The sequence below is a fragment of the Mesorhizobium sp. M1006 genome (assembly GCF_040318825.1).
In the GTDB taxonomy this organism is placed as follows: Bacteria; Pseudomonadota; Alphaproteobacteria; order Rhizobiales; family Rhizobiaceae; genus Mesorhizobium.
In genome coordinates this window covers 20,284-44,161 of record NZ_JAMYMZ010000030.1, presented here as the reverse complement: position 1 = coordinate 44,161, position 23,878 = coordinate 20,284, and the positions used below count along the sequence as shown (strand labels likewise).

The window sequence follows — 23,878 nt, the reverse complement described above, 5'->3', positions numbered from 1 at the left end:
CGGATGTAAGCCCCTAAAATGGCAGGCAGTAGGGCAGTAGGGCAGTAGGGCAGTAGGGCAGTAGGGCAGTAGGGCAGTAGGGCAGAGGTTCGAGCGCCCTTTAAACATATTGCCCTACTGCCCTACTGCCTTATTCCCCTTACCACTATCCCCCAACGCCAAAGCGTCCGTAATCTCGAAGCGTTCGGAAGCACCGACGCGGATCATGTTCAGGCTGCCCTCGCGGGTGAAGCGGAATTCGCCGGGTGCGTCCGCACCGGCCGGCTTGCCGGCCTTGAAGCTGATGATGCGCGTGCCGCCATCGGGCCAGGTCACGGTCACGTCGGTCTTGTCGCCGGTGCGCACCACGCCTGCCTTGCAGCTGGTCATCGGCTGGCCGAGATAGCGCGCACAGGGGATGGCGTTGCCGGCACCGGGTACCGGTGTCCCCGGCGGCTGAAGCCGCGCAACGGTCTGTGCGTCGGCCGGGGGCGCCGCGTTGGCCGCGCCGAAATTCTGGACGGGACCCACTGCCGCGGGCGGCGATCCATCAACCTGTCCAGTCGTGGGGTTTCCACCGGCCAGGGCCAGGCGGTAAGCATCCTCGATCGCCACCCTGCCGATCGCGTCAGGGGAATTCAGCGGCGTTTCGGGAGCGGTCGCGCCGAGGCGCGTTGTCAGGTCGGGCAGCGGCTGAGGCGCAGGGTTCTCCGCACTGGCCGCCACCTGCGGTGTCACTTGCCGGGGATTGATAGGGTCGAGGTAGCGTGCGGGCGCCCATCCGCTCATCTTCGGGTCATCAATGTCTTCAACCTTGCACCATTTGTAGCCGCTGACGTCGCCGCAGCCGAGATTTTTCACGCTCGAACCACTCGGCAGCCGCGCCTCGATCTTGCCCATGGCCGACGCCGTGGCGCGCACGTTCAGGAGGTCATCCGGAGCGAGACCCGTCACAATCGAGACGATGGGCTCCGGCTCCTGGCCGTTGGCCGGCAACTCCGCCAGCATCAGCGGAGCGGCGATCACCGCAAGCAGCGTCGTCGGGAGTGTTACTGTGCGCCTAATCATCTGCCATGGGCGGTAGGTTCAATTGCCGAATGCGCGGCCAGGCACGAAAGCGCCATCGCACGCCAGCCGGTTTTTATAGGCGACGAGACGGCGCTGTGTAAGCCCGAAACGGTGCCGCGTGTTGAATCGCGACCAGGCCACTTCCGTGAACTAACAGCCGGCAAAATATTGCACATTTCATGTAAATATGCACTCTCTCAAGTAAGGTTGAGGAGGGCAAGATGGTCGACCTTGAAATATTTGCGCAGGTGGAAAACATAGTTCGCCAGCGTATCAAGAAAACGCGCGCCGAGATTGAGGCTTCACTTGGTCACATCGCCAACGGCAATCCGCTGGCCGCCGAACAGACCCTCTCCAGGCGGCTCGACAGGTTGCAGGTAAAGGCATCGCTCAGCCGCACCGAAGCGGAGATGATATCGGCAGCGATCGACATGAGGTCTGCCGGGGAAAGGAAGGCCGCCGCCAAGCAGCCGGGGCCGGAGGCAATTCTCGGCCCAACGCTCGATTTCATCGGGGTCGCATTCCTCGAGCGTGGGCGCCGTGCTGCCGATGCGGTTGGCCGCGTTGCCTTTCTCAACGGCAATCCACAAGGATCGGGTTTTCTGGTCGGGCCAAGGCTGTTCCTCACAAACAACCATGTGATTTCGTCGCCGGCGGATTCCCGGCGCTTCCAGGTCCAGTTCGATTATGAGCAGGACGGTGCAAATGCCGTGCGTACGCCGACGACGTTCCTGTTCGATCCTGAATCCTGTTTCGTGAGCGATAGCATAGAGGGTCTGGACTATACGCTGATCGGGGTTGGCGAGCGGCGTTCCGGTCCAAAGGAACTGGGGGAGTTCGGTTTTATCTCGCTGTCGGATGCGCGCGACAAGCATATGCTCGGCGAAATCGCCAACATCGTCCAGCATCCCGATGGCCGCTTCAAGGAACTGGTGTTGCGTGAAAACCGGCTGGTGGCCCGCGACGAAACGGTACAAGTCCTGCACTATGTCGCCGACACCGAACAGGGTTCTTCCGGATCCCCGGTCTTCAACAATGAATGGGAACCTATCGCCCTGCACCATTGGGCCGGCCCGTTCCACGAGGTGACGGGCATAGGTGGCTATGCGCTTGCCCGCGAGATCAACGAAGGCATACGGATCAGCGCCATCGTTGACCATCTGGGTGCTAGAAAGTCCAAGCTGCCGGGCTCCTCGGCATCGGCGGTTTCGCAAGCCATGGCGATTTGGGCCGGCATGCCGCGCATGATGGACGAGACAGTTCGGCTGAACGCCGATATTCGCGAAGATGTGCCGGACAAGCCGGTGCAGCGGCCGGAACCGGATCGCAATCCGCCGGCGACGAGACACAATGCCGATGGCTCGGTCACCTGGACTTTTCCCGTCGAGATAAATGTCCGGGCGCCGCTGATCGACGGAGGCGATGCGAGACGAAACGACGGCAAAGGCCCGGCAAGCGAACCCGGGAAGGTGGCCATCGCCGAGGCCGCGGGTTGGAAAACAGAGGATTTCGATGATCGTGGAGGGTATGAGCCCGGCTTCATACCGGGCTTTGTCCTGGCAATGCCGACGGTCGCCAATTCACCCTACCGGTTGGCCAAAAACCTTCTTGCCAAACCGGGAGAGGACCCACACGAATTGCGCTACCATCATTTTTCGATCTTGATGAACGCCGATCGCAGGCTTGCCTTCGTCACCGCCTGCAATATCGATGGATCCCGCACCAAGGCGGTCAATCGTGAGGACAAGACGGTCATCGACAACCCGTCGCTTCTCGAATTGGGGGTGGAGTCGATTTCCGGTTCGGAAGCCAGCGATGCTTTCCGGCCGGATCGGCGCATCGATCTTGGCGAGCAGATGAACCAGGAATTCTATTCGAGCCAGAATGTGCCTGGATTTCCCGTCGCAAAATCCAAGGAACGAATCGCTCGAATGTTCCAGAAGGGCCATATTACACTTCGCGGCGACCCCGCATGGGGCGTCGATCAGGAGGCGGTCGCGGCAGAACGCGACACGTTCGTTTATACCAATGCTGCGCCGCAAGTCGGCTTCTTCAATCAAGGAAGCTCGCTTAACCATCCCGGCTCCAAGGGGAAGTTGAGATGGCGCGCGGTAGAAACCTATGTGCTGCGCAACGCCTATACGACGCGAGGCCGTGTCACGGTGTTTGCCGGGCCAGTGTTCGGCGAGGACGATCCTCCCTACCGCTTCGACAGCCATGTCCCCCTGAAGTTCTGGAAGATCGCGCTGTGGTCCGATCAAGCTGGCCTGCGCGCCATCGCGCTGCTGGCGGACCAGAAGCCGGTTTTGGAAGTGATGCCCGAAGCGTTCGGCGAGCGTGCCGAGGCATTCGATGACCCGCTTGAAATTGCCAGGGTATCGGAGTTCCTTTCGACGGTGGCCGAGATTGAAGAGCTGACCGGCCTGAACTTTGGCCAGCAGGTGCGCGACGCCGACATTCGGGCCGGTTCCGAATCCGCCCCAGCACAGAGTTTCAACCCAACGCAACTGGCGCCCAAGACGTCACGGCCAAAGGCTTCGACGTCCAAGACTTCGACGTCCAAGACTTCGACGTCCAAGACTTCGGCGTCCAAGACTTCGGCGGCCAGCGCCCGACGTCCTGCCAAGCGATCGAAGCCATCGGCGTCTGACGACTGAAGCTTGGACCGGTCGCGACTTCTGCCGCTCGAAGGCGGTCAACCGTTCAGCTAGGCATGAGCAAGCTCAGCCTGGGATGAGCAGGCTCAGCCCGGGATGAGCAAGCTCAGCCCGGCATGAAGCCGGTGCGCAGCGCGTGAGCCCATTCGGGCCGTCCCGCCTGCTCGGCCTGGCGCGCCGCCGCCTCGTGGTCATAATCGACGGCGATGGCTTCGAAACGATCGGGATGCAAGTCGACGATGCCGTAGCGGGCGTGCGGCGAACCCTGTTCGGAGACATGCGCCGGCGGGGTTGAATCGTCATAGGCGGGGCAGCCGATGCTGCCCGGGTTGAAGATGACCGGACCGCCGGGAATGCGGACCAGCTCGCTGCGATGGCTGTGGCCGCAAAGCATGATGCGGCAGGCGGGATCGATCGCGCCGAGGCGCCGCTCGATTGCGACCAGCGGCGCGCGCACCAGCCGGCTGTCGACGATCGCGTCAGTCAGGTATTTTTCGTCGTGGTCGGGCCGGGCATGGAAGGCGAGTATGCCGGGCGCCACCTCCAGCGTGAGGGGCAGCGCGAACAGCGCCTCGCGCTGGCCTGCGGTCAGCCGTTCCTGCGCGTAGCGGTCGGACGGCCACATGGTCTCGTCGGCGGTGTCGCGGGCAACGCGGCGGTCGTGATTGCCGCGCACCGTCGGCAGGTCGAGCGTCTCGAGCCGCTCCATGGTCTCGCGCGGCCAGAGCGGGCCGGAAACGCAATCGCCGAGATTGACGATGAGGTCGGCGCCGCCGCGCTGCCGCAGATCATCGAGCACGGCGTCGAGCGCCAGGACATTGCCGTGGATGTCGGCGAGGACGGCAATGCGCATGGCAGGCTCCGTTAATTGGAATGGCTGGAGGGCGGGTGAAGCTACTTTGCTCGTCTCGCGAAGCGGGCGAGAGCGGAACCTAGCTTTGGGTCGTTCAGGCGCGGACTTCGATCTCTTGGCCGCCGACCGCCGGCAACGATGCGTCGCCGGCCGCGGCAATAACACTGTCGAGCAGGCCCGGGAAGCGGCGGTCGAGATCGTCACGGCGCAGCGTGATCAGCCGGCTGGTTCCAACCGCCTCGGTGCGGGTGACGCCGGCCTCACGCAACTTGGCCAAATGGTAGCTCAGATTGGTCTTCGAGCAGAGATCGAGGAACCGGCTGCAATTCAGCGGCACGCCCTCTTTGCTGGCGAGATAGCGCACGATGGCCAGTCGCGTCGGGTCGCCGAGCACGGCAAGCACGTTCGGCAGGCTGATCTGGTCGGCGGTGGGATGGGGCAAGGTCATGCCCAGGAATTAAGCACATTCGGAGCCGATTTCAACGCATCTCCTCTCGTGGCCAATGGACACATAGTTTCGTCCCGTCGCCCGGTCCTGACACCGGGCTGTCAGGATGGTTCGGCTATTTTGCAGCGGCTTTATTGACATCATGCCCTGTTATGTCCAATTGTTCAATAACCTTTGAACTAAGGAAATTGCCATGGATAAGCGCCTAATCTGGCTTGCGCTCGGATCGTTCACGATTTCGACCGAAGGTTTCGTCATCTCCAGCCTTTTGCCCGACATTGCAAAGGATGCCGCCATCTCCGTTCCGCTCGCCGGCACGCTGATCACCGCGTTTGCGCTCGCCTATGCGATCGGCACGCCGATCCTGGCAACGCTGACCGGCGAATGGGACCGGCGCCGCGTCATCCTGTGGACGCTGGTGTTCTTCGTGTTGGGCAACGTCGCCGCGGCGCTAAGCTCCTCCTTCGAATTGCTGTTGATCGCGCGCATCGTCATGGCGCTGTCGTCAGGCTTGTTCGCGGCGACCGCACAGGGAACGGCCGTTGCGCTTGTCGACGATCATCACCGCGCCCGAGCCATTGCCGTGGTCGTCGGCGGCACTACGGTTGCGGTCGCGGTCGGAGCACCGCTCGGCGCGCTCGTTGCGACGGTTGCCGGCTGGCGCGGCACCTTCTTTGCCATTGCCGGCCTTGGTGCGCTCGCCGGCGCGATCCTGTGGTACCGGCTGCCGCGCGGCATCGTCGGCACCAGGCTGCCGCTCCGGATGCGGCTGGCAGCGGCACTTCGCCCCGGCGTCATGCCTATCCTGGTGACGACCATCCTGGCGCTGATCGGCGCCTTCACCGTCTTTGCCTTTGTCGCGCCGCTCGCGATCGAAGGCGGCGGACTGAACCCGATCGCGCTTCCCGGAATGCTGCTCGCTTTCGGCGTTGGCGCGGTCATCGGCAATATCGGCGGCGGGCAGGCCGCCGACCGTTTCGGCGCGACGCGCACCGTCTGCTGGTCGCTGGCGCTGAGTGCCGCCATGCTGGTCACGTTTTCGCTGATCCCGATGTTCCTGCCGCGCGAGATCGCCGGGCCGGCGCTCATGGCCATGATGGTGCCGTGGGGCATCGTCGGCTGGGCGTTCCCGCCGGCGCAGGCCAGCCGTATCATCAAGCTGGCGCCCGATGCCGCGCCCATCGTGCTATCGCTGAACGCTTCGGCGCTCTATCTCGGCGTGGCACTGGGTGCCGTGGTCGGCGCCGCGGTGCTGCGCTATGGCGCACCGGCCGACCTCGGCGTGGTCGCGGCGGCATTCCCGATCATTGGTCTGGGCGTGGTACTGGCGGGCCATCTGGCGGCGCGCCCGGTGGCGATGCCGGCCGAGTAAGGCTGTCAGGGGAGCTTGGCTGCCGGCCGCCGATAATTCAACTCGCGGCCGGCGGTGCGTCAAAATCAAGCGCGGCGATTTCGTCCAGCGCCGAATTCTGGGAAGTTGCCGGAAGCGACCTCGCCGACGTTCCGCAAGAAATCGTCATGACCGCCGACGATCTGGTCGATGCAGCGCTGGTTGGCCTGGCAAAGGGTGAAGCATTCACGGCACCGGGTCTTGCCGATATTGCCGGGGGGTGCCTTTCTTCGCGTCCGCAAGGCTTCTTCGGCAGTCTTCTGGCGGGCAAGCCGGCGGCGCGTTACGCTGCCTGACATGGCTAAAGACTGACCTTACGCTGTCCGCCACATCGGAATGATCGAGGCGGCCAGCAGCAGGCCAAGGACGGCGTTGAGCATGCGCCACTGCCGCTCGGTTCGCAGCAACCGGGCGAGCAGCGTGCCCGCCACGCACCACGCCGCCAGCGAGAGGGCCGCCGCAAGGCCGAAGACCGTGCCGAGCAGCACGGCGAGCTGCAGCGGCCCGTTGGCGAGCGCGGCAAAGGATGCCGCCGCTCCCAGCCCCATGGCCCAGCCCTTTGGGTTCATCCATTGCAGGCCGGCGCCGCCCAAAAAGCTGTTCGGCTTTGCCATGGCCACGTCCAGATTGGGCGGACCGCTGCGGCCGATCTTGAGGGCAAGCCACGTCAGATAGAGGGTACCGGCCATTTTCATTGCCAGTTGCAGCGAAGGAGCGGCGGCCAGCAGACCGGCGAGCCCGGCAGCACCTGCCGCAGCCACCGTGGCCAGGCCGGCCGCACTCCCGGCCATCAGCGGGATAGAGCGGCGAAAGCCGAACTGCGCGCCGGACGCCGTCGACAAGGTCGCGGCCATGCCGGGCGTTGAGGTTGAGACCAGCGCGAACAGGACGAGGGGAAGGACAGGTTCAAACATGCTGCTTCCTTTGAAGCCTGCACGGTAGGCTGTTCGGCTCATCAGTAAATGCAATGTTTGCTATGACACGCATTAGCAAATATAATAGCCGGATGCTCCGCAACCTCGATACTGCCCTGGTCCGAACCTTCGTCACCGTTGCCGACAAGGCCAGCATGACGGCGGCGGCCAACGCGCTGCATTTGACGCAAGGTGCCGTCAGCCAGCAGATCAAGCGTTTGGAAGAGGTTCTCGGCTGCAGCCTGTTCGATCGCGATCGGCGCGGATTGCGATTGACCCGCTCCGGCGAGCGATTGTTCGGCAAGGGCAAGCGCCTGCTTTCCCTCAATGACGAGATCCTGGCGGAGATGGCGGGCGATGCGGTTGCCGGTCAGGTCCGGCTCGGGGTGCCGTACGACCTTGTCGGCACCTTGCTTGCGCCGGTGCTGAAGGCCTATGCCGAGGCCTATCCGCAGGTCGAGATCTCGCTTGTCTGTGCTTCGTCGCCAGAGTTGGCCGCAGCCTTGGCGACCGGCACGATAGAACTCGCGGTGATCGAGGAGCCGATCGGTCGGTCGGCCGGCGAATGCCTTGTTGTCGACCGGCTGGTCTGGGTCGGCGCCAAAGGCGGCGCCGCCCGCGGCAAGCGGCCCTTGCCGGTTTCGATGGTCGCCGAGACCTGTGCGTTCCGCCCGGTGGTGCTGGAGGCGCTTAACGAGCATGGGCTGGAATGGCGCACCGTATTCGAAAACGGCAGCATTGACGCGACGACGGCGACAGTGCGTTCGGACTTGGCCGTCACCACCTGGTTGGCGTCGACCGTGCCTGTCGACCTCGACATTTTGGCCAACGATCCGGAGCTGCCGTCATTGCCGAATTTTTCGATCAATCTGCATTTGCCGAAGCACGACGTCGCGCCGGCTGCACTGGCATTCGCGGGCCACCTCCGCGATGGGTTGGCAGGGCGACGAGAGGCGGCTTAAAAACAGCAAAAAGGACGGCCAGTGTTCAGCCGTCCTTGATCGCCCTGCGGCATCTACTTCCAGTTCTTGCGCCGCTCGATCTCGGCTTCGGACGGCTGCTCCGTGGCAAATGACCCGGTCTTGATCTCGCCGGAGCGTTCATAGCTCGCCATGATGACACCGGTGGTCGATGCCTGCGAACGGGTCAGCTTGAAGGCGGCGGGTATTGTGCCGCTGCCGAACAGTTTTTTGCCCTTGCCCAGCACCAGCGGGAAAATCAGCAGGCTGATCTCGTCGATCAGGTCATTGGCGAGCAAGGTCTGGATCAGCTCGCTCGATCCCTGAATGAGCAGGTCGGGGCCGTCCTCCTGCTTCATCCGGCGCAACGTCGCCACGACATCGCTGCCGAGCGGCTGGCTGTTTTGCCAGGACAGCGAATCCGGCCTGTGCGTCGCCACATATTTGGTGACGGCGTTGAAGCTGTCGGCGATCGGATCATTTTTCTGATAAGGCCAGTGGGCGGCAAAGATGTCGTAAGTCTTGCGGCCGAGAAGCAGCGCGAACGGTTTTGAAAACGTCTCGCCCATCGCGGCGCCCATCACATCGTCCCAGTAATGAAACGTCCAGCCGCCGAATTTGAAGCCGCCGACAGGGTCCTCTTGCGGGCCACCAGGCGCCTGCATGACGCCGTCGAGGCTGACGAATGTTGCGGCGATGATCTTCCTCATTGGAGCTCCCTTTCTCTGATCCGTGCCGTCATGGCCGGAGTTCGAGCCAAGGACGGGCGAACGGACATTTGTCCGACAGCGGCCGGCAAATTTCTAGGACCGGGGGCAGGTGACTGCCGACCTTATCGTCTCAGCTTGGAGCCGAGAACGCTCAGCCCAAGCCAACGACCGTATCGTAGAGCAGCTTGAAGTTGAGCACCAGGATGAGCGCGGCAACCACCCAGGCCAGCACGGCGACGGCGCGGGAAATGGCAAAATTGCCCATCTTGCGCTTGTCCGAGACGAACTGCACCAGCGGTACGACAGCGAAGGGGAGCTGCATCGACAGGATTACCTGGCTGAAGACCAGCAACTGACCGGTTCCCTTCTCGCCATAGAGCGCGGTGACCACCACCACCGGAATGATGGCGATGCCGCGCGTCAGCAGGCGGCGCGCCCATTGCGGGATGCGCAGCCGCAAGAACCCTTCCATCACGATCTGGCCGGCGAGCGTCGCCGTCACCGTCGAGTTCAGGCCGGAGGCGAGCAGCGCTACGGCAAACAGGATGGAAGCGATGCCGAGGCCAAGCAGCGGCGACAGAAGCTCGAAGGCCTGGCCGATCTCGGCAACGTCATGATGACCGGTGCCGTGGAACGCCACCGCCGACACGATCAGGATGGAAGCATTGACGAACAACGCCAGTATCAGCGCGATGGTCGAGTCGGTCGTCGCCCATTTGATGGCGTCGCGCTTGCCGCGATCGGTGCGCTCATAGGCGCGGGTCTGCACGATCGAGGAATGCAGATAGAGATTGTGCGGCATCACCGTGGCGCCGATGATGCCGATGGCGATGTAGAGCATGGCCGGATTGGTGACGATCTCGGACGACGGCACGAACATCGCATGCAGGATGGAGCCGACCGGCGGGGCGGCGGCAAAGATCTGGATGGCGAAGCAGCCGAAGATGATAATCAAAAGCGCTATGATGAAGGCCTCGAGGAAACGGAAGCCCTTGTTCATCAGCAGCAGCAGCAGGAAGGCATCAAGCGCGGTGATGATGGCGCCGCCTATCAGCGGAATGCCGAACAGCAGTTGCAAGGCGATCGCCGTGCCAATGACCTCGGCCAGGTCGCAGGCGATGATGGCCAGTTCGCAAGCGACCCAAAGCATGAAATTGACTGGTCGCGGATAATAGGCGCGGCACGCCTGCGCAAGGTCGCGGCCGGTGGCGATGCCGAGCCGGGCGGCGAGTGCCTGCAGCAGGATCGCCATCAGGTTCGACAACATGATGATGAAAAGCAGCGTGTAGCCGAATTGGGCCCCGCCGGCGAGGTCGGTCGCCCAATTGCCCGGATCCATATAGCCGACCGAAACCATGTAGCCCGGCCCCATGAAGGCGAACAGCCGGCGAAGCCAGATCCCCGAGTGCGGCACCGCGATCGTTGCGTTGACTTCGCGAAGGCTGGGCTGCTCGTCGTCCTCCGGGCGGGCAAATCGCCACATGGACCGGGGGGCTGAGGTGGCTTCGGCTTCCGACATGAAATGGCTTTCCACTGGAACGATCGATGTTGTCTCCTTATCTATGCCACGGCTGAACATTATGCAATATGCTATATTTCATTGTCTGAGCTTTTTCTTGTGGCCGCTTGGCGTGCGGCCTGAACGGCAGTGAACGCCGGTTGCGCCGGCCACCGAATGGAAATAAACGGCCAGAACCAATAGGGTTCCGTGTTATGACCGCAATGTCGATTCAAACTGCCGGGAGGAGCGCGTATTGGCGCTGAAGAAAAGACCGGTTCCTCGCGAAAAGCCGCTGCCTGACGCAGAAATCCACTCGGAAGGCTTCAGGCAGACGCGTGAAGCGCGCCGCAGCGCGCTGGTCGAGGATTATGTCGAGCTCATCGCCGACCTGATCGAGGATGGCAACGAGGCGCGCCAGGTCGATATCGCGGCACGGCTCGGCGTCGCTCAGCCGACGGTCGCGAAAATGCTGACGCGGCTGTGCGCCGACGGGCTGGTCTCCCGGAAGCCTTATCGTGGCGTGTTCCTGACCGATGCCGGCCGCAAGGTTGCGGAAGAGAGCCGCATTCGCCACCAGACGGTCGAGGCCTTCCTGCGCTCGCTCGGGGTCAGCGCCGAGACGGCGCGCATCGACGCCGAGGGCATCGAGCATCATGTCAGCGCCGAGACGCTCGAAGCCTTTCGCAAGGCAATAATCGCCGCCCGCTGAAAAGCACGGCCAGCGTATCTCTTCGCGCGACTCGCTTCCCACGAGCAGGGTGAACGGCACAGACCTTGCGATGTCTCGGCCAGAGCAGGCAAGCGTCAGCAAGCATTGCTTGTTCGCACGAAAAATACTGTGACTTGGCGTAACCGTTGAGATAATTGTTGTCGTGTCCGATCGAACCGGGACACGGCCCGATCGGCCGGAAAATTGCATCACGGGGGTTGCCATGCTCTGGAAGGGCCGTCGTCAGAGTGACAATGTCGAGGACGAGCGCGGCCAGAGCGGCGGGCTTGGCGGCGGGCCGGGGCAGTTTCGCATCCCGATCGGCGGTCGCGCGGGCGGCGGCGGCATGTCGGGCATTATCATCGTAGGGTTGATTTTCCTGGCAGGGTGGTATTTCGGCTTCGACCCGAGTCAGATCCTCGATAACAGCGGCTTGCAGCCCGGCGGCGGTCAGATCACCGACAATAGCGGTGCGCAAGGCGGCGGCACCGGTGCGCCCGCCTCCGACGAGATGAAGCAGTTCGTGTCGACTGTGCTGGCCGAGACCGAGGACACGTGGACCGGTATTTTTCAGTCCGAGGGCCTGACCTATCAAGATCCAAAACTGGTCCTGTTCAGCGGACGGATCGGCTCTGCTTGCGGCTCTGCCTCGTCAGCGGCCGGACCATTCTACTGTCCCAACGATCGCAAAGTCTATCTCGACACCACCTTCTTCCAGCAGCTCGATCAGCAGTTCGGTGCCTCGGGCGATTTCGCACAGGCCTATGTGATCGCGCATGAGGTCGGCCACCATGTGCAGAACCTCGTCGGCATCCTGCCCAAATTCAACCAGATGCGGCAGAGCATGGGCGAAGCGGACGCCAACCACATGTCGGTGCAGGTCGAGTTGCAGGCCGACTGCTTTGCCGGCATCTGGGCGCATTTCACCGGTCAGAAAGGCATCTTGGAACAGGGCGACATGGCAGAGGCACTGAACGCCGCCAAGCAGATCGGCGACGACACGCTGCAGAAGAAGATGCAGGGCTACGTCGTGCCGGAAAGCTTCAACCACGGCACGTCGCAGCAGCGGCAGACCTGGCTGGCGCGAGGCTTCCAGAACGGCAAGCTTTCGGACTGCGACACGTTCAACAACCCGATCTGAGCCGACGGTTTTCTCGTAATCCGAGAGACTGGATCGCAGTCAGGGGATGTCAGGATGAAAGCACTCTGCCCGTTCCCTCATTGTTCCCAGCGATGTGCTCGCCTATAAGATGTGTTCCCGTTAGCTTGGGCGGCCCGAGGAGATACCATCATGATAGACCCCAAAACCGCCAGGCGGGGCCTTGCGCTTGTTTTCACCACCCTCCTGCTCGACATCATTGGCTTCGGCATCATTATGCCGGTGCTGCCGGCCTATCTCAGGGAATTGACCGGCGTCGGCATCAGCGAGGCGGCTATCGAGGGCGGCTGGCTGTTCTTCGTCTATGCGGCGATGCAGTTCGTTTTCGCACCAGTGATGGGCGGGTTGAGCGACCGGTTCGGGCGGCGGCCTATCCTGCTTGCCTCGGTGCTGACGTTCGCTATCGACAATCTGATCTGCGCTATCGCCTGGTCCTATCCGATGCTGTTCATCGGCCGCGTGCTGGCCGGCATTTCCGGCGCCAGTTATTCCACGACATCGGCATTCATTGCCGATATCTCGACCGACGAAAATCGTGCGAAGAATTTCGGGCTGCTCGGCATTGCTTTCGGCGTCGGCTTCGTCATCGGGCCGGTTCTGGGCGGGTTGCTCGGCACGTTCGGGCCGCGTGTGCCGTTCTATTTCGCTGCCGGGCTTGCTTTCGCAAACTTTCTGATCGCGCTGTTTCTGTTGCCGGAAACACTTGATAACAAGCACCGTCGCCGCTTCGAGTGGAAACGCGCGAACCCGGTCGGCACGCTCGTCCAGATGCGCAACTACGAAGGTATCGGCTGGATCGGACTTGTCTTCTTTCTGATGACGCTGGGGCACATGATGTATCCTGCGGTCTGGTCGTTCGTCTCCAGTTATCGCTATGGCTGGAGCGAACAACAGATCGGCTTCTCGCTCGGCGCTTTCGGCCTGTGCGGGGCGATCGTCATGGCGACAGTCCTGCCGCGCGTGATCCCTAAGCTCGGCGAGTGGAAGACGGCGGTAATCGGTCTGGCATTTACCGCACTCAGCGCCTTCGGCTACGCCTTCGCGTCACAAGGCTGGATGATCTATGCAGTGATCGTCGTCGGATGTCTCGAGGCGTTGGCCGACCCGCCGCTCAGAAGCCTGGCGGCCGCCAAGGTGCCACCTTCCGCCCAGGGCGAACTCCAGGGCGCGATGACCTCGATCTTCTCGATCACCTCGATCATCACACCGCTGCTTTATACGGCGATCTTTTCCTGGTTCACGGGCCCGAACGCGCCCGTGGTTTTCGGCGGTGCCCCGTATCTGCTCGGCGCGATTTTCCTCACGCTGGCGCTCGTCGTCTTCGTCACCAGGGTGGCCAAGCCGACGCCGAAGGAAGTCAAACGCATGCACGCGCGGGAAGCCGTGACGGACGGGGCTTGATCGGCGCCGGGAGCCCGGCCGGCGCCGTCAGTCAAATCCGTTTTTACGCAATGCGCTAAAGACGCTCGGCCAGTGCCGGCTCGCCGCGCTTTTCGCGGATCAAGTTGACGAAGCGGCGAAACAGATAGTGCGAATCCTGCGGGCCGGGCGAGGCTTCGGGATGATGCTGGACCGAGAAGACCGGTCTGCCGGTGAGCGCAATGCCGCAATTCGAACCGTCGAACAGCGAGACATGGGTTTCCTCGACGCCGCTCGGCAATGAGTCGGCGTCGACGGCAAAGCCATGGTTCATCGAGACGATCTCGACCTTGCCGGTGGTGTGGTCCTTGACGGGATGATTGGCGCCGTGGTGGCCCTGATGCATTTTTGCGGTCTTGCCGCCCAGCGCCAGCGCCAGCATCTGGTGGCCGAGGCAGATGCCGAAAAGCGGGATTTCGGTCTTCAACAGATCCTGGATGACCGGAACGGCGTAGTCGCCGGTGGCTTCCGGATCGCCAGGGCCGTTGGATAGAAAAATGCCGTCGGGCCGCATCGCCAGGATCTCCTCGGCGCCGGTTTTTGCCGGCACCACGGTGACCTTGGCGCCGAGACCGGCCAGCAGGCGCAATATGTTGCGTTTGACGCCGTAGTCGACGGCAACGACGTGCATCGACGGATCAGCCTGTTCGCCAAAGCCCTCGTTCCAGACCCAGGGCGTCTCGCGCCAGACTGATGACTGGCCGGAGGTCACCTCCTTGGCGAGATCAAGCCCGATAAGCCCTGACCATGCGGCGGCGCGGCGCTTGAGGTCATCGACGTCGAAGATACCGTCGGGCGCGTGCGCGATGACGGCATTGGGCATGCCCTTTTCGCGGATCAGCGCGGTCAGCGCCCGCGTGTCGATGCCCGAAAGTGCGACGATGCCGCGCTTCTTCAGCCACTGGTCGAGACCGGTTCCGGCCCGGTAATTCGACGGGTTGGTGACATCGGCCTTGAACACGGCGCCGACGGCGCCGGCGCGGGCCAGCGGGTTGAGGTCCTCGATGTCTTCGTCATTGGTGCCGATATTGCCGATATGCGGAAAGGTGAAAGTGACGATCTGGCCGGCATAGGATGGGTCGGTGAGTATCTCCTGGTAGCCGGTCAGCGCGGTGTTGAAGCAGACCTCGGCGACGGCGGAGCCGGTGGCGCCCAGACCGCGGCCCTCTATGACAGTGCCGTCGGCCAGCACCAGCAGGGCTGTCGGCCTCTCGCTGGCCCAAGGGGGGGTCGACGCGGCTGTCATCGTTGCCATGGCGGCACTCCTAAAGGTTGCGCCCTCAGTCGGCGCAACAAAAGGCGCGAAGCGGCGATCTCACAGCCTCGGCGCGCTAAGTTTTCACTTGTGCCTGTCGTTGCCCAAAACCGCTACGCATTTTTGGGCGACGTGCACTAGAATTCAATTCATGCAAGGCCCAGTACATAGGGGAAGGCGCCAAGGCGGTCAATGATGCCGCGCCGTGCGAGCCTAGATTTATTTCGTCGAATAATATCAGCGGTTTGCCGGACGCTATCGAGTTTGCCTTGAGCTATCGGCACGACTATTGTCCGCCGCATTCGAAGGAGAAAGCACCATGCGAGGCAAAGTCGCCGAATCCCTGAAGAGCGCGATGAAGTCGCAGGACAAGCGGCGGCTGCCGACATTGCGGCTGATCCAGGCGGCCATCCATGATCGCGACATCGCCAATCGCGGCGCCGGCAAGGAGCCGGCGAGCGATGACGAGATCCTGCAGATCCTGGCCAAGATGGTGAAGCAGCGCGAGGAATCGGCCAAGGCGTTCGATGACGGCAAGCGGCCGGAGCTTGCAGCGCAGGAGCGCGACGAGATGGCCATCATCCGCGACTTCCTGCCGACGCAACTGGGTCAGGCCGAGACGGAAAGCGCCGTCCGTTCCGCCATCGCCGAGACCGGTGCCAGCGGCGTCAAGGATATGGGCAAGGTGATGGCGGCGCTCAAGGAAAAATACGCCGGCCAGATGGATTTCTCCAAGGCGAGCGGCATCGTCAAGAGCCTGCTGCAGTAAGCCGCCGAAGGCCCTTGCCGTCGCGCCCGCAATCCGGCAGCCAAAAGCCCGCGCCCGTGATCGAACTCGTCAAACCGGCGTTTGAACACCTGCCGTCCTACAAGGCGGCCCTCGAGCGCGGCTGGTCGCCGGACAATGTGCGGCTGCTCGACGCGACGCGCGAGCAGCTTGCGGCTATCGAAAAGGATCCAGCGACTTTCCTTGGCGATCTCGACGATTCCGATGGCAAGGGACCGCCGATCACCTTGCCCGACGGTTCGACGGTGCCGCGGCTGCCCGGATTCCGGCGCTGGATCTGGGACGGGGAAGTCGCAGGCTCAATCGGCCTGCGCTGGCAGCACGGCACCGCGTCGCTGCCGTCGCATGTGCTCGGCCACATCGGCTATGCGGTGGTGCCGTGGAAACGGGGACGCGGCTATGCGACCGAGGCGCTGCGGCTGATGCTGGTGGAGGCGAGGGCGGTTGGCCTGCCCTTCGTCGAAATCACCTGCAAGCCTCACAATGTGCCCTCGCAGAAGGTCGTTCTGGCCAATGGCGGCCGGCTCGTCGGGCGTTTCTTCGAGGACGCCGCCTATGGCGGCGCGGAAAGCCTGCGCTACCGGATCGATCTGTAGCCCTATTCGGCGGCAGCCGGCAGCGGCGGCGCAGCCCGGCTGCGCCATTCCCAGACATGCGAGGCAAGCGCAACCGCGACGGCGACCAGCATGGCGATCGCGCCAACCACCGGCAGGCTGCGATAGCCATAGCCGGCATTGAGCATCGCCGCGCCGAGCGATGCGGCGAGCGCGATGCCGACATTGAAGCCCGACGGGATGAGCGACGAGGCAAGGTTGGAGGCGTCCGCGGTCCAGGTCAGGATGCGGGTCTGGATCGGAGTGCCGATGGCAAAGTTGAGGCCGCCCCAGACGAAGATCGCTATCACCATCGGCAGCGGGTAAGGGCCGACAGCGTAGATCAAGGCGAGCATTGCCGCCTGTAGGAAAAGCATGGCGATAAGCGACGGCATCAGCTTCCAGTCGGCGAGCCGCCCGCCGACAAAGACGCCGATCGTTGCGCCGACCCCGTTGAGCAAGAGCACCCAAGGTATCCATTTCTCGTCGAGGCCGGTGACCTCAAGCAGCGTCGGCGTGATGTAGGTGAACAGGCCGAACTGGCCGATCATCAGCATCAGCATAATAATGAGCGAGGTCCAGACCTGCTGGCGTGCGAGCACACGGACCTCGCTTCCAAGGCTCGCCGACGGGCTCGACGATCCCGTCTTGCGCGGCAGCAGGGCGCCGACTGCCGTGAAGGCCACCACACCGAGCGCGCACATCACCCAGAATGTCGCACGCCATCCCCAGATGTTGCCGATTGCCGTGCCGGCCGGAACGCCGATTACGTTCGATACGGTGAGGCCGGACAGGATCAGCGCCACCGCCATGCCGCGCTGGTCTTCGCGCACGAGGCCGACGGCCACCACCATGGCAACGCCGAAATAGGCGCCATGCGCGACGGCCACCGCTATCCGCAACAGCAGCATCGAGGCGAAGTCGGGCGCCAGCGCACAGGCGGCCTGGCCGATGGTGAAGGCTGCAGTCAGTCCAAGCAGCAGGGCCTTGCGGGAGAAGCTTTTGGTGGCGAGCGCCAGCAGCGGGCCGCCGACTGCAATGCCGCCGGCATAGCCGGAAACGAGATAGCCGGCGGTCGGGATCGCAACACCAAGGCCCTCCGCCACCTGCGGCAGCACGCCGGCGATGACGAATTCGGTAGTGCCGAAGGCGAAGGCGGCAATGAACAGGGCAATGAGGGGGAGCATGGCGGAAAGGCGATCCTCAGATAAGGTCGCCTCAAACCACGGATGAGGGCAGCGGGCAATCCAGAAATTGTCGACGCCGCTTTAGCTTTTCTTGATCGCCGGTCAGGCGTCCGCGCGGAGGCAAGAGCTAGGCGGCTGCCTTCCTCCCGTAAGGAATTTTCAGCCACGCACGTTCGTGAAGGTAGTAGAGCAGCGACTTGGTGACGACCTCGGTCAGGCCGATGGCAGCGGCGAGCTTGATGCTTCCGGTCACGACGAGCGAAATGATCATCGTATCGATGGTGCCGGTGATGCGCCAGGAAAGCGCTTTGGCGAAGCTGCGAGAATGGGTGTCCATCGACTTTCCTTCCGGTAGATGCGGCGATCTTTAGCCGACAGACAGGAGGTGGCGCAAAGATAATTTCTGCGCATTGGCCCACAGCAATTTTCATAGGCGATGTTCTGAAGCTTCCCGGCCTGTGGATGCAATCTATCCGGCCTTCAGCCGCGAACCGGTGAGCAGGCCGCGCTCTTCAAGAACGGGATAGGCCATCGAGGCGAGCAGCGAGTTGATCTGCTTGAGGTCGCGAATGGTGTCGAGATGGATCGAACTGGTCTCGACGCTCTTGGGGGTGCCGTCGCGCAGCCGCACGAAATGGCTCTGGCTGGTTTCCTTCTCGCGGTCGCGCAGCCGGTCCTTTTCCAGCACCAACTGGCGAGCGGTCTCCGGATCGCGGGACACCAGCACGTTGAAGGCAAGCCTGGCATTGGCAAGCACCAAGGCATGGAAGGCGCAAAGCTCACGCCAGCCTTCCGGCGTGAACTCCAGCCCACGCTCGAATTTCTTCTTCACGTGGACCAGCATGTTGCGCACGATGATGTCGCCGACCTGCTCCAGCTTGACGCAGGCGCCGATCAGTTCCTGGCAACGCAGCGCCTCGTCCTCGCTCAGCGGGTTCTTGGTGACCCTGGCCAGATAGAGCTTGATCGCAGCGTGCTTCCTGTCGACACGGTCGTCGAGTGCGGCCAGCGCGCCGATCTTGTCGGCATCGGCGCTCTCATAGAGCTCGATGATCCGTTTCAGCATGATCTCGACCGTTTCGCAGACCCGCACCACCTCGCGGGTGGCGTTGGCCAATGCCTGGCTCGGCACGTCGAGCGCACTTTCGTTGAGCGCCGAAAGCTCGACGACGTCGAGCGCGTTGGCGGCCTGGGGCTTGGTGCCCAACGCCACGATCCTTTCCGAGGCGCGATAGACCAGGCTCGCCAGCGGTAGGCCGGCGATCAGGATCAGGATGTTGAAGACAATGTGGGCATTGACGATCTGCTCGGGCACCGTGTTGCCCAAGAAGGCGACCGGCGGTTTGAACGTCAGGAACAGGATCAGCATGATCAGCGAACCCATGCCGCGCATCAGGAGATTGCCGATCGGCACGATACGAACGCCGGGTTCTGCGTTGCGGGTTAGAAGCGGCGCGATGATCGAAGAGCCGAGATTGACACCCAGCACCAGCACAATACCGAGTTCGGGCGGGATGAAGCCGCGGCCGGCCAGCGTCACCATCAGCAGCACCGCGGCGATCGAGGAATGGAACAGCCAGGTGATCACCGCCGCCAGAAGATAGGCGGTGACCGGATCGCCGGAGAAGTAATCGACGATGAGCGGCATCAGCGTGCTCTGGCGCAGCGGCTCCGACGCCTGGCCGATCATCTCCAGCGACAGAAGCAGCAGGCCGATGCCGACCAGGATGCGGCCGAACTGGCGCCAGTCGCGCCGCTCGGTGGCCATGAACATGACGGTGCCGGCGACCAGGCAGATCGGCACCAGCAGCGACAGATCGAAGGTGAGCAGCTTGACCACGAGTGCCGAGCCGATCTCGGCGCCGCGCACCGCAAGCTGGCCCGACATGCCGCTGACAATACCGGAGCCGGCGAACGAGCCGACCAGCAAGGTGACGGCGGTCGAGCTTTGCAGCGCGACAGCCAGGCCGCAGCCGGCCAGAACCGCCATGAACGGATTGCGCATTGTGGCGCGCAGTTTGTGGCGCAGCACATCGCCATAGGCGCGCTCGACGCCGGTCTTCACCAGACGGGTGGCAAACAGCATCAGTGCGACCGCACCGGCCAGGTGCAGCAAGACGACCGAGCCACTCATGCCAGGCCCCGCAACGCGACAGGTGCCAGCGACGCGGGCGCGGTGAAGTCAAAGAGGCAAAAGTGGGCGCGAATCGTGGACATTGCAGAGGTTGATATTACTCCGATTTATTTTAGCCGAATAATAAATTTTGCCCGGTTCGGACGCGTGTTGCCACGCGACGGGGCGTGTCGGAAATGGATGGCTGACAAAATGGTTGCATAGCCTGCGGAGTTGCGGCGGGTCATGCGTCCATTCTCGGACGCCCGCTTTAAAGGTAGCGCTGAATTAGTCGTTATAAAGGTAAGAAATCATTACGAAAACGTAATCTCGGTGTTCAGTTTCGGTTCATCCTTCCGGCTCTATTCCGTAGGCATCGACAACCAAGGAGTACCCGCCATGAAACGCATCGTTCTTTCCGCCATTGCCTTCTCGATGCTGGCTGCAACCACCTGGCAGGGCCAGGCCGCACCTCTGAACACACCAAACGCGCCGCAGTCGAACTACAGCCAGGTCGACTGGCAGAAGCCTGGCAGGCATGTCGACGTGAACAAGCATGTCGACGTGAACAAGCGCGTCCTAGTGAAGAAGAAGATCGTTGTGAAGCGCAGCCATTGGCGCAACGGCCAGAGATATTCCAGCTGGAAGCGTCACCAGCCGATCCGCGACTATCGCCACTATGGCCTGCGCCGTCCGGGTCCCGGGCAGGAATGGATCCGGGTTGGCAATGACTATCTGCTGGTCAGCGTTCTTTCCGGCTTGATCTTCGGCGCCATCGCCACGCAGTGACCGCGGAACGTCTGACCGGCACGGCGCTGGTCAATGAAAGAGAGGCGGCCCGCCAAGGCCGCCTTTTTTCATTGGTCCATCTTGATCCTAATTCAGCGCGGCCGAAAGTTTCACGGTTCCGCTGAAATACTTCGCCGAATCGGAGCCGATGCCGCCATAGCTGGTGGAGAGGCCGAGACGCATGCCGCCCGGCATGCGGGTATCGACGCCGGCTCCGACGCGGCCATGGAAATTGTCGGCGCCGCTTTCGGTCGCTGTGTCGCTTATGTCGAAGACGCCGTCGAGCCGCAGGTTAAAGTCGAAGGTAACGTCGTCATCCGTGACATGGCGATAGGAAACGCCGGGGCCGAAGGCGATCTGGCCGAGGCCGGCGGTGACGGAGGGAATGGGGACGTTCAGGCCGTCGACATAGGCTCCCGATTTTTCCTCGAAATAGGAGAAGCGCGCCCGCGGCGAGAAGGTCCAGGCGTCATATTGCCATTCCCCTTGCAGCGTGGCGCTGACCAGCCAACGGCTGGCGTCGAAGCCGTCGGTGTAGGTATCCATGGGGCTGACGCTGTTCGAGGATGTTCCAGCTCCGGCGAGCAAATCGAAATACAGATTGTCCGTCAGCCGAGCGGTCAAATAAGGCCCGGCGATCCAGCCGGTGCCCTCGGCGGTTCCGCCGCCGCTGCCGGTGAAGCCGTCGGTACGATCGATCTGGACGAAGGCGCCAACAAGCAGATTGCGGCTGACCAGATAGTCGGCGCCGAAGGTTGCGAGGGCGAATTTGCCGTCTTGGTCATTGATGTCGAAGCGGCTGTAAGTGCCTTCGAACCAGATGTCGAACAGGCTGTTGGCATCTTCCCCGCCAAGCCGCCGCATGGAGGCAAGGCTTGCGCTGACATTGACCGAGTTGGTGTCGGCCATGCCGGGCAGGTACGCGAGCAGGGTGGCCACTGGGCTGCCGCCGCCGGCGACGCCGTCGAGCCGGTCGATGCGGCGCTGGATGTCGGGCTGGTTCTCCAGGATGAGGCTGGCGCGTGTCTCCATGAATTCCTTGATGAGCGCCGTGGTATTTTCGCGTGAATTGGTGCTGGCGAACGTGCAGACGACGCTTTCGCCGGGCGCCATGTTGATCACAGCCGTGCGGTTCGCCACATTGCCGACGGAATCGCCATCGTTGCAACTGATCGAGGTCAAGGCGAAGCCGGCGGCGGTCATGTCGGCGGCGGTGATGCTGTAGGAGCCGGTCGGCAGCGAAACGGCCGGTCCGTCGCCGGAGCCGCTGCTGGTGGCGATGGTGAAGTTGAGGCCGGGCGCCGGCGAGGAGAAGCCGAAGGAGCCGTCGCCGCTGTCGGTGGTCTGGCGGATGGTGATGGAGCCCAGGGCGTGGACTTCCTGGGCGAGCGCGCTGGAGGTGCTTGTCGCGTTGTTCGCGTCGCCATTGTAGGTCGCGACGACCTGACGGGTGCCGACCGGGAGGGCGGACGTCGTCAGGGCGGCGGTACCGCCGGCGAGCGCGACCGTAGCGGCGGGCGAGCCGTCGACACTGAAGGTGACCGTTCCGGCCGGCGGCGGGTTGCCGGGAGCCGAAACCGTTGCCGTGAAAGTGACCTGATCGCCCTGATTGGAAGGATTGAGGCTGGAAACGACCAAGGTGGTGGTGCCAAGCTTGTCGATGGTCACCGAATAGGCCTTGGAACCGGATTTCCCATTCTGATCGGTTGCAACTGCGGTGAAGTCGAATGTGCCGGTATTGGTCGGGGTACCGGAGAGCAGACCGGTCGCGTCGAAGCTGATGCCCGACGGGAGGGTTCCGGACGTCAGCGCGAAAGTATAAGGCACCGCGCCGCCGCTGGCCGCAAGCTGTTGCGAATAGGCCCGGTTGTATACGGGGTTTGGCAAGGATGCCGGCGTCAGCTCGACGGTCGGCTCGGCAATGATCAGCGTGTAGGATTTCGAACCGATGAAACCGTTTGCGTCGGTTGCCGCCACGACCAGGTTGAACGTGCCGGTATTAGTCGGGATTCCGGAGAGCAGACCGGCCGCGTCGAAGCTGATGCCCGACGGGAGGGTTCCGGACGTCAGCGCGAAAGTGTAGGGCGTCATACCGCCGCTGGCCGTCAGCTGCTGCGAATAGGCCTGGTTGTAGACCGGACTGGGCAATGACGGCGGCGAGACCGTGATCACGGGCGGTGTAAAGGTGACCGTGTTGTCGGTGCTGGTCGAGGCTTCGTTCGCATCGACGGCGGCATTGGTTGCCACGCCGGCCGGTATTGTGGCCACGACGGACCCTGAACCCGTCATGCTGCTGACCGCGACGCTGAAAGTGCTGCCGGAGCCGGTGACGACAGCGATGGTGGCGCCGGCGGTGCCGGAAAGCACAACGTCGCTGCCGCTGAAGCCGGTCACCGGCTCGCTGAAGACCACGTCGAAGAGGATTGGCGACGAACCGGTCGGATCGCTCTGGCCGGCAGCCTGGTTGATGGTCACTGTCAGCGGCGGTGGCGGCAGATTGTAGGTGACGGTATTGTCGGTGCTGGTCGAGGGCTCGTTCGGATCGACGGCGGCGTTGGTCGCCACGCCGGCCGGTATTGTGGCCACGACGGACCCCGAACCCGTCATGCCGCTGACCACAACGCTGTAGGAGCTGCCGGAGCCGGTAACGGACGCGGTGGTGGCGCCGGCGGTGCCGGAAAGATCGACGTCGCTGCCATTGAAGCCGGTCACCGGCTCGCTGAAGACCACGTCGAACCGAATTGGTGAGGAACCGGTCGGATCGCTCTGGCCGGCAGCCTGGTTGATGGTCACTGTCAGCGGCGGTGGCGGCGGCAGATTGTAGGTGACGGTATTGTCGGTGCTGGTCGAGGGCTCGTTCGGATCAACGCTGGCGTTGGTTGCCACGCCGGCCGGTATTGTGGCCACGACGGAACCTGAACCCGTCATGCCGCTGACCAAAACGCTGTAGGAGCTGCCGGAGCCGGTAACGGACGCGGTGGTGGCGCCGGCGGTGCCGGAAAGATCGACGTCGCTGCCATTGAAGCCGGTCACCGGCTCGCTGAAGACCACGTCGAACCGAATTGGTGACGAACCCGCCGGATCGCTCTGGCCCGCTGCCTGGTTGATGGTCACCGTCGGCAGCGCGAACGCCGCGGTCGGCACGAGCACGAGCACGAGAATGGCGGCGAGGGCGCGCCTCAGCGTTGCGAACAAAAGCAGAAAAATCGACGACAACAGAAAGGAAAGTGCGGACAACGGCAAACGCCGCAGCCGCATGGTGACATGCGCATCCAGAGCTACGGTCACCCCGTCCCCCAAAATCCCCCGACCGGCGGGCCTGCTCTCTACGGGCGCTGAATTCCGGACGAGTCGCCTTTGCTTATGATCATCTAGATTGGCGAGTTCA

The 23,878-nt window shown here is 63.1% G+C and carries 21 protein-coding genes; 10 read left to right on the top strand and 11 right to left on the bottom strand.

What is annotated here, in order from left to right:
• Positions 1 to 114: 114 nt before the first annotated feature.
• Positions 115 to 1,005, bottom strand: coding sequence for an SH3 domain-containing protein (locus NKH60_RS23955; protein ID WP_352772068.1), 891 nt, complete (start codon positions 1,003 to 1,005; stop codon positions 115 to 117).
• Positions 1,006 to 1,268: 263 nt separating this feature from the next.
• Between NKH60_RS23955 and NKH60_RS23950 the strand changes: the two genes are divergently transcribed.
• Positions 1,269 to 3,704: a DNA/RNA non-specific endonuclease gene (locus NKH60_RS23950; RefSeq protein WP_352873512.1), complete on the top strand. Its 2,436-nt coding sequence runs from the start codon at positions 1,269 to 1,271 to the stop codon at positions 3,702 to 3,704.
• A 106-nt stretch (positions 3,705 to 3,810) separates the two neighbouring features.
• Here the strand turns inward: NKH60_RS23950 and NKH60_RS23945 are convergent, their stop codons facing one another.
• Positions 3,811 to 4,557, bottom strand: a complete 747-nt coding sequence (locus tag NKH60_RS23945) for a metallophosphoesterase family protein (protein WP_352836191.1) — start codon at positions 4,555 to 4,557, stop codon at positions 3,811 to 3,813.
• Between the two features lie 94 nt (positions 4,558 to 4,651).
• Positions 4,652 to 5,005, bottom strand: coding sequence for an ArsR/SmtB family transcription factor (locus tag NKH60_RS23940; RefSeq protein ID WP_352541088.1), 354 nt, complete (start codon positions 5,003 to 5,005; stop codon positions 4,652 to 4,654).
• Positions 5,006 to 5,198: 193 nt separating this feature from the next.
• Here NKH60_RS23940 and NKH60_RS23935 point away from each other — a divergent pair, with 193 nt between their 5' ends.
• Complete coding sequence (locus tag NKH60_RS23935; protein ID WP_254820339.1) at positions 5,199 to 6,377, top strand: MFS transporter; 1,179 nt, start codon at positions 5,199 to 5,201, stop codon at positions 6,375 to 6,377.
• A 146-nt stretch (positions 6,378 to 6,523) separates the two neighbouring features.
• Positions 6,524 to 6,691 carry a hypothetical protein gene (locus NKH60_RS23930; protein ID WP_352836195.1) on the top strand — a complete coding sequence of 56 codons (168 nt, stop codon included), beginning with the start codon at positions 6,524 to 6,526 and terminating at the stop codon, positions 6,689 to 6,691.
• A gap of 18 nt (positions 6,692 to 6,709) precedes the next feature.
• On the opposite strand, the gene NKH60_RS23925 is transcribed toward NKH60_RS23930, so the two are convergent.
• Entirely contained in the window at positions 6,710 to 7,309 is a 600-nt protein-coding gene (locus NKH60_RS23925) for a LysE family translocator (protein ID WP_352873510.1), read from the bottom strand.
• 92 nt (positions 7,310 to 7,401) lie between these two features.
• Between NKH60_RS23925 and NKH60_RS23920 the strand changes: the two genes are divergently transcribed.
• On the top strand, positions 7,402 to 8,271 hold the full coding sequence (locus NKH60_RS23920; RefSeq protein ID WP_352567932.1) for a LysR family transcriptional regulator: 870 nt from the start codon (positions 7,402 to 7,404) through the stop codon (positions 8,269 to 8,271).
• A gap of 53 nt (positions 8,272 to 8,324) precedes the next feature.
• On the opposite strand, the gene NKH60_RS23915 is transcribed toward NKH60_RS23920, so the two are convergent.
• Entirely contained in the window at positions 8,325 to 8,978 is a 654-nt protein-coding gene (locus tag NKH60_RS23915) for a dihydrofolate reductase family protein (protein ID WP_352683606.1), read from the bottom strand.
• A gap of 151 nt (positions 8,979 to 9,129) precedes the next feature.
• On the bottom strand, positions 9,130 to 10,497 hold the full coding sequence (locus tag NKH60_RS23910; protein ID WP_352473938.1) for an Nramp family divalent metal transporter: 1,368 nt from the start codon (positions 10,495 to 10,497) through the stop codon (positions 9,130 to 9,132).
• A gap of 235 nt (positions 10,498 to 10,732) precedes the next feature.
• Between NKH60_RS23910 and mntR the strand changes: the two genes are divergently transcribed.
• From mntR to NKH60_RS23895, 3 genes are all read left to right on the top strand, one after another.
• Entirely contained in the window at positions 10,733 to 11,188 is a 456-nt protein-coding gene (mntR, locus tag NKH60_RS23905) for a manganese-binding transcriptional regulator MntR (RefSeq protein WP_023678308.1), read from the top strand.
• Between the two features lie 223 nt (positions 11,189 to 11,411).
• Complete coding sequence (gene ypfJ, locus NKH60_RS23900) at positions 11,412 to 12,329, top strand: KPN_02809 family neutral zinc metallopeptidase (RefSeq protein WP_352473939.1); 918 nt, start codon at positions 11,412 to 11,414, stop codon at positions 12,327 to 12,329.
• A 150-nt stretch (positions 12,330 to 12,479) separates the two neighbouring features.
• The gene (locus tag NKH60_RS23895) at positions 12,480 to 13,748 is read left to right on the top strand and encodes a TCR/Tet family MFS transporter (protein WP_352473940.1); all 1,269 of its coding nucleotides are present in this window, start codon (positions 12,480 to 12,482) and stop codon (positions 13,746 to 13,748) included.
• Positions 13,749 to 13,803: 55 nt separating this feature from the next.
• On the opposite strand, the gene carA is transcribed toward NKH60_RS23895, so the two are convergent.
• The gene (gene carA, locus NKH60_RS23890; protein ID WP_352836200.1) at positions 13,804 to 15,021 is read right to left on the bottom strand and encodes a glutamine-hydrolyzing carbamoyl-phosphate synthase small subunit; all 1,218 of its coding nucleotides are present in this window, start codon (positions 15,019 to 15,021) and stop codon (positions 13,804 to 13,806) included.
• Positions 15,022 to 15,340: 319 nt separating this feature from the next.
• Between carA and NKH60_RS23885 the strand changes: the two genes are divergently transcribed.
• Positions 15,341 to 15,790: a GatB/YqeY domain-containing protein gene (locus NKH60_RS23885; protein ID WP_352822024.1), complete on the top strand. Its 450-nt coding sequence runs from the start codon at positions 15,341 to 15,343 to the stop codon at positions 15,788 to 15,790.
• 56 nt (positions 15,791 to 15,846) lie between these two features.
• Positions 15,847 to 16,404: a GNAT family N-acetyltransferase gene (locus NKH60_RS23880; protein ID WP_352473942.1), complete on the top strand. Its 558-nt coding sequence runs from the start codon at positions 15,847 to 15,849 to the stop codon at positions 16,402 to 16,404.
• A 2-nt stretch (positions 16,405 to 16,406) separates the two neighbouring features.
• Here NKH60_RS23880 and NKH60_RS23875 read toward each other — a convergent pair whose 3' ends face one another.
• The 3 genes from NKH60_RS23875 to NKH60_RS23865 form a co-directional block, all read right to left on the bottom strand.
• Positions 16,407 to 17,588 (bottom strand): MFS transporter, encoded by a 1,182-nt coding sequence (locus tag NKH60_RS23875; protein ID WP_352473943.1) that lies wholly within the window; start codon positions 17,586 to 17,588, stop codon positions 16,407 to 16,409.
• Between the two features lie 127 nt (positions 17,589 to 17,715).
• On the bottom strand, positions 17,716 to 17,925 hold the full coding sequence (locus NKH60_RS23870; protein WP_292658743.1) for a DUF2061 domain-containing protein: 210 nt from the start codon (positions 17,923 to 17,925) through the stop codon (positions 17,716 to 17,718).
• A 132-nt stretch (positions 17,926 to 18,057) separates the two neighbouring features.
• Positions 18,058 to 19,722: a Na/Pi cotransporter family protein gene (locus tag NKH60_RS23865; protein WP_352873505.1), complete on the bottom strand. Its 1,665-nt coding sequence runs from the start codon at positions 19,720 to 19,722 to the stop codon at positions 18,058 to 18,060.
• A gap of 378 nt (positions 19,723 to 20,100) precedes the next feature.
• Between NKH60_RS23865 and NKH60_RS23860 the strand changes: the two genes are divergently transcribed.
• Positions 20,101 to 20,490 (top strand): RcnB family protein, encoded by a 390-nt coding sequence (locus NKH60_RS23860; protein ID WP_352473947.1) that lies wholly within the window; start codon positions 20,101 to 20,103, stop codon positions 20,488 to 20,490.
• 87 nt (positions 20,491 to 20,577) lie between these two features.
• Here the strand turns inward: NKH60_RS23860 and NKH60_RS23855 are convergent, their stop codons facing one another.
• Complete coding sequence (locus NKH60_RS23855; protein ID WP_352836209.1) at positions 20,578 to 23,778, bottom strand: putative Ig domain-containing protein; 3,201 nt, start codon at positions 23,776 to 23,778, stop codon at positions 20,578 to 20,580.
• Positions 23,779 to 23,878 lie beyond the last annotated feature (100 nt).

Excerpts from the sequence above, each read along its gene's own strand:
- carA (WP_352836200.1), bottom strand. The coding sequence starts at position 15,021 with ATGGCAACGATGACAGCCGCGTCGACCCCCCCTTGGGCCAGCGAGAGG.
- NKH60_RS23895 (WP_352473940.1), top strand. The coding sequence starts at position 12,480 with ATGATAGACCCCAAAACCGCCAGGCGGGGCCTTGCGCTTGTTTTCACC.
- NKH60_RS23860 (WP_352473947.1), top strand. The coding sequence starts at position 20,101 with ATGAAACGCATCGTTCTTTCCGCCATTGCCTTCTCGATGCTGGCTGCA.
- NKH60_RS23940 (WP_352541088.1), bottom strand. The coding sequence starts at position 5,005 with ATGACCTTGCCCCATCCCACCGCCGACCAGATCAGCCTGCCGAACGTG.
- NKH60_RS23935 (WP_254820339.1), top strand. The coding sequence starts at position 5,199 with ATGGATAAGCGCCTAATCTGGCTTGCGCTCGGATCGTTCACGATTTCG.
- NKH60_RS23885 (WP_352822024.1), top strand. The coding sequence starts at position 15,341 with ATGCGAGGCAAAGTCGCCGAATCCCTGAAGAGCGCGATGAAGTCGCAG.
- NKH60_RS23925 (WP_352873510.1), bottom strand. The coding sequence starts at position 7,309 with ATGTTTGAACCTGTCCTTCCCCTCGTCCTGTTCGCGCTGGTCTCAACC.
- NKH60_RS23920 (WP_352567932.1), top strand. The coding sequence starts at position 7,402 with ATGCTCCGCAACCTCGATACTGCCCTGGTCCGAACCTTCGTCACCGTT.
- NKH60_RS23875 (WP_352473943.1), bottom strand. The coding sequence starts at position 17,588 with ATGCTCCCCCTCATTGCCCTGTTCATTGCCGCCTTCGCCTTCGGCACT.
- NKH60_RS23910 (WP_352473938.1), bottom strand. The coding sequence starts at position 10,497 with ATGTCGGAAGCCGAAGCCACCTCAGCCCCCCGGTCCATGTGGCGATTT.
- NKH60_RS23930 (WP_352836195.1), top strand. The coding sequence starts at position 6,524 with ATGACCGCCGACGATCTGGTCGATGCAGCGCTGGTTGGCCTGGCAAAG.
- NKH60_RS23950 (WP_352873512.1), top strand. The coding sequence starts at position 1,269 with ATGGTCGACCTTGAAATATTTGCGCAGGTGGAAAACATAGTTCGCCAG.
- NKH60_RS23915 (WP_352683606.1), bottom strand. The coding sequence starts at position 8,978 with ATGAGGAAGATCATCGCCGCAACATTCGTCAGCCTCGACGGCGTCATG.
- NKH60_RS23870 (WP_292658743.1), bottom strand. The coding sequence starts at position 17,925 with ATGGACACCCATTCTCGCAGCTTCGCCAAAGCGCTTTCCTGGCGCATC.
- ypfJ (WP_352473939.1), top strand. The coding sequence starts at position 11,412 with ATGCTCTGGAAGGGCCGTCGTCAGAGTGACAATGTCGAGGACGAGCGC.
- NKH60_RS23865 (WP_352873505.1), bottom strand. The coding sequence starts at position 19,722 with ATGAGTGGCTCGGTCGTCTTGCTGCACCTGGCCGGTGCGGTCGCACTG.
- NKH60_RS23945 (WP_352836191.1), bottom strand. The coding sequence starts at position 4,557 with ATGCGCATTGCCGTCCTCGCCGACATCCACGGCAATGTCCTGGCGCTC.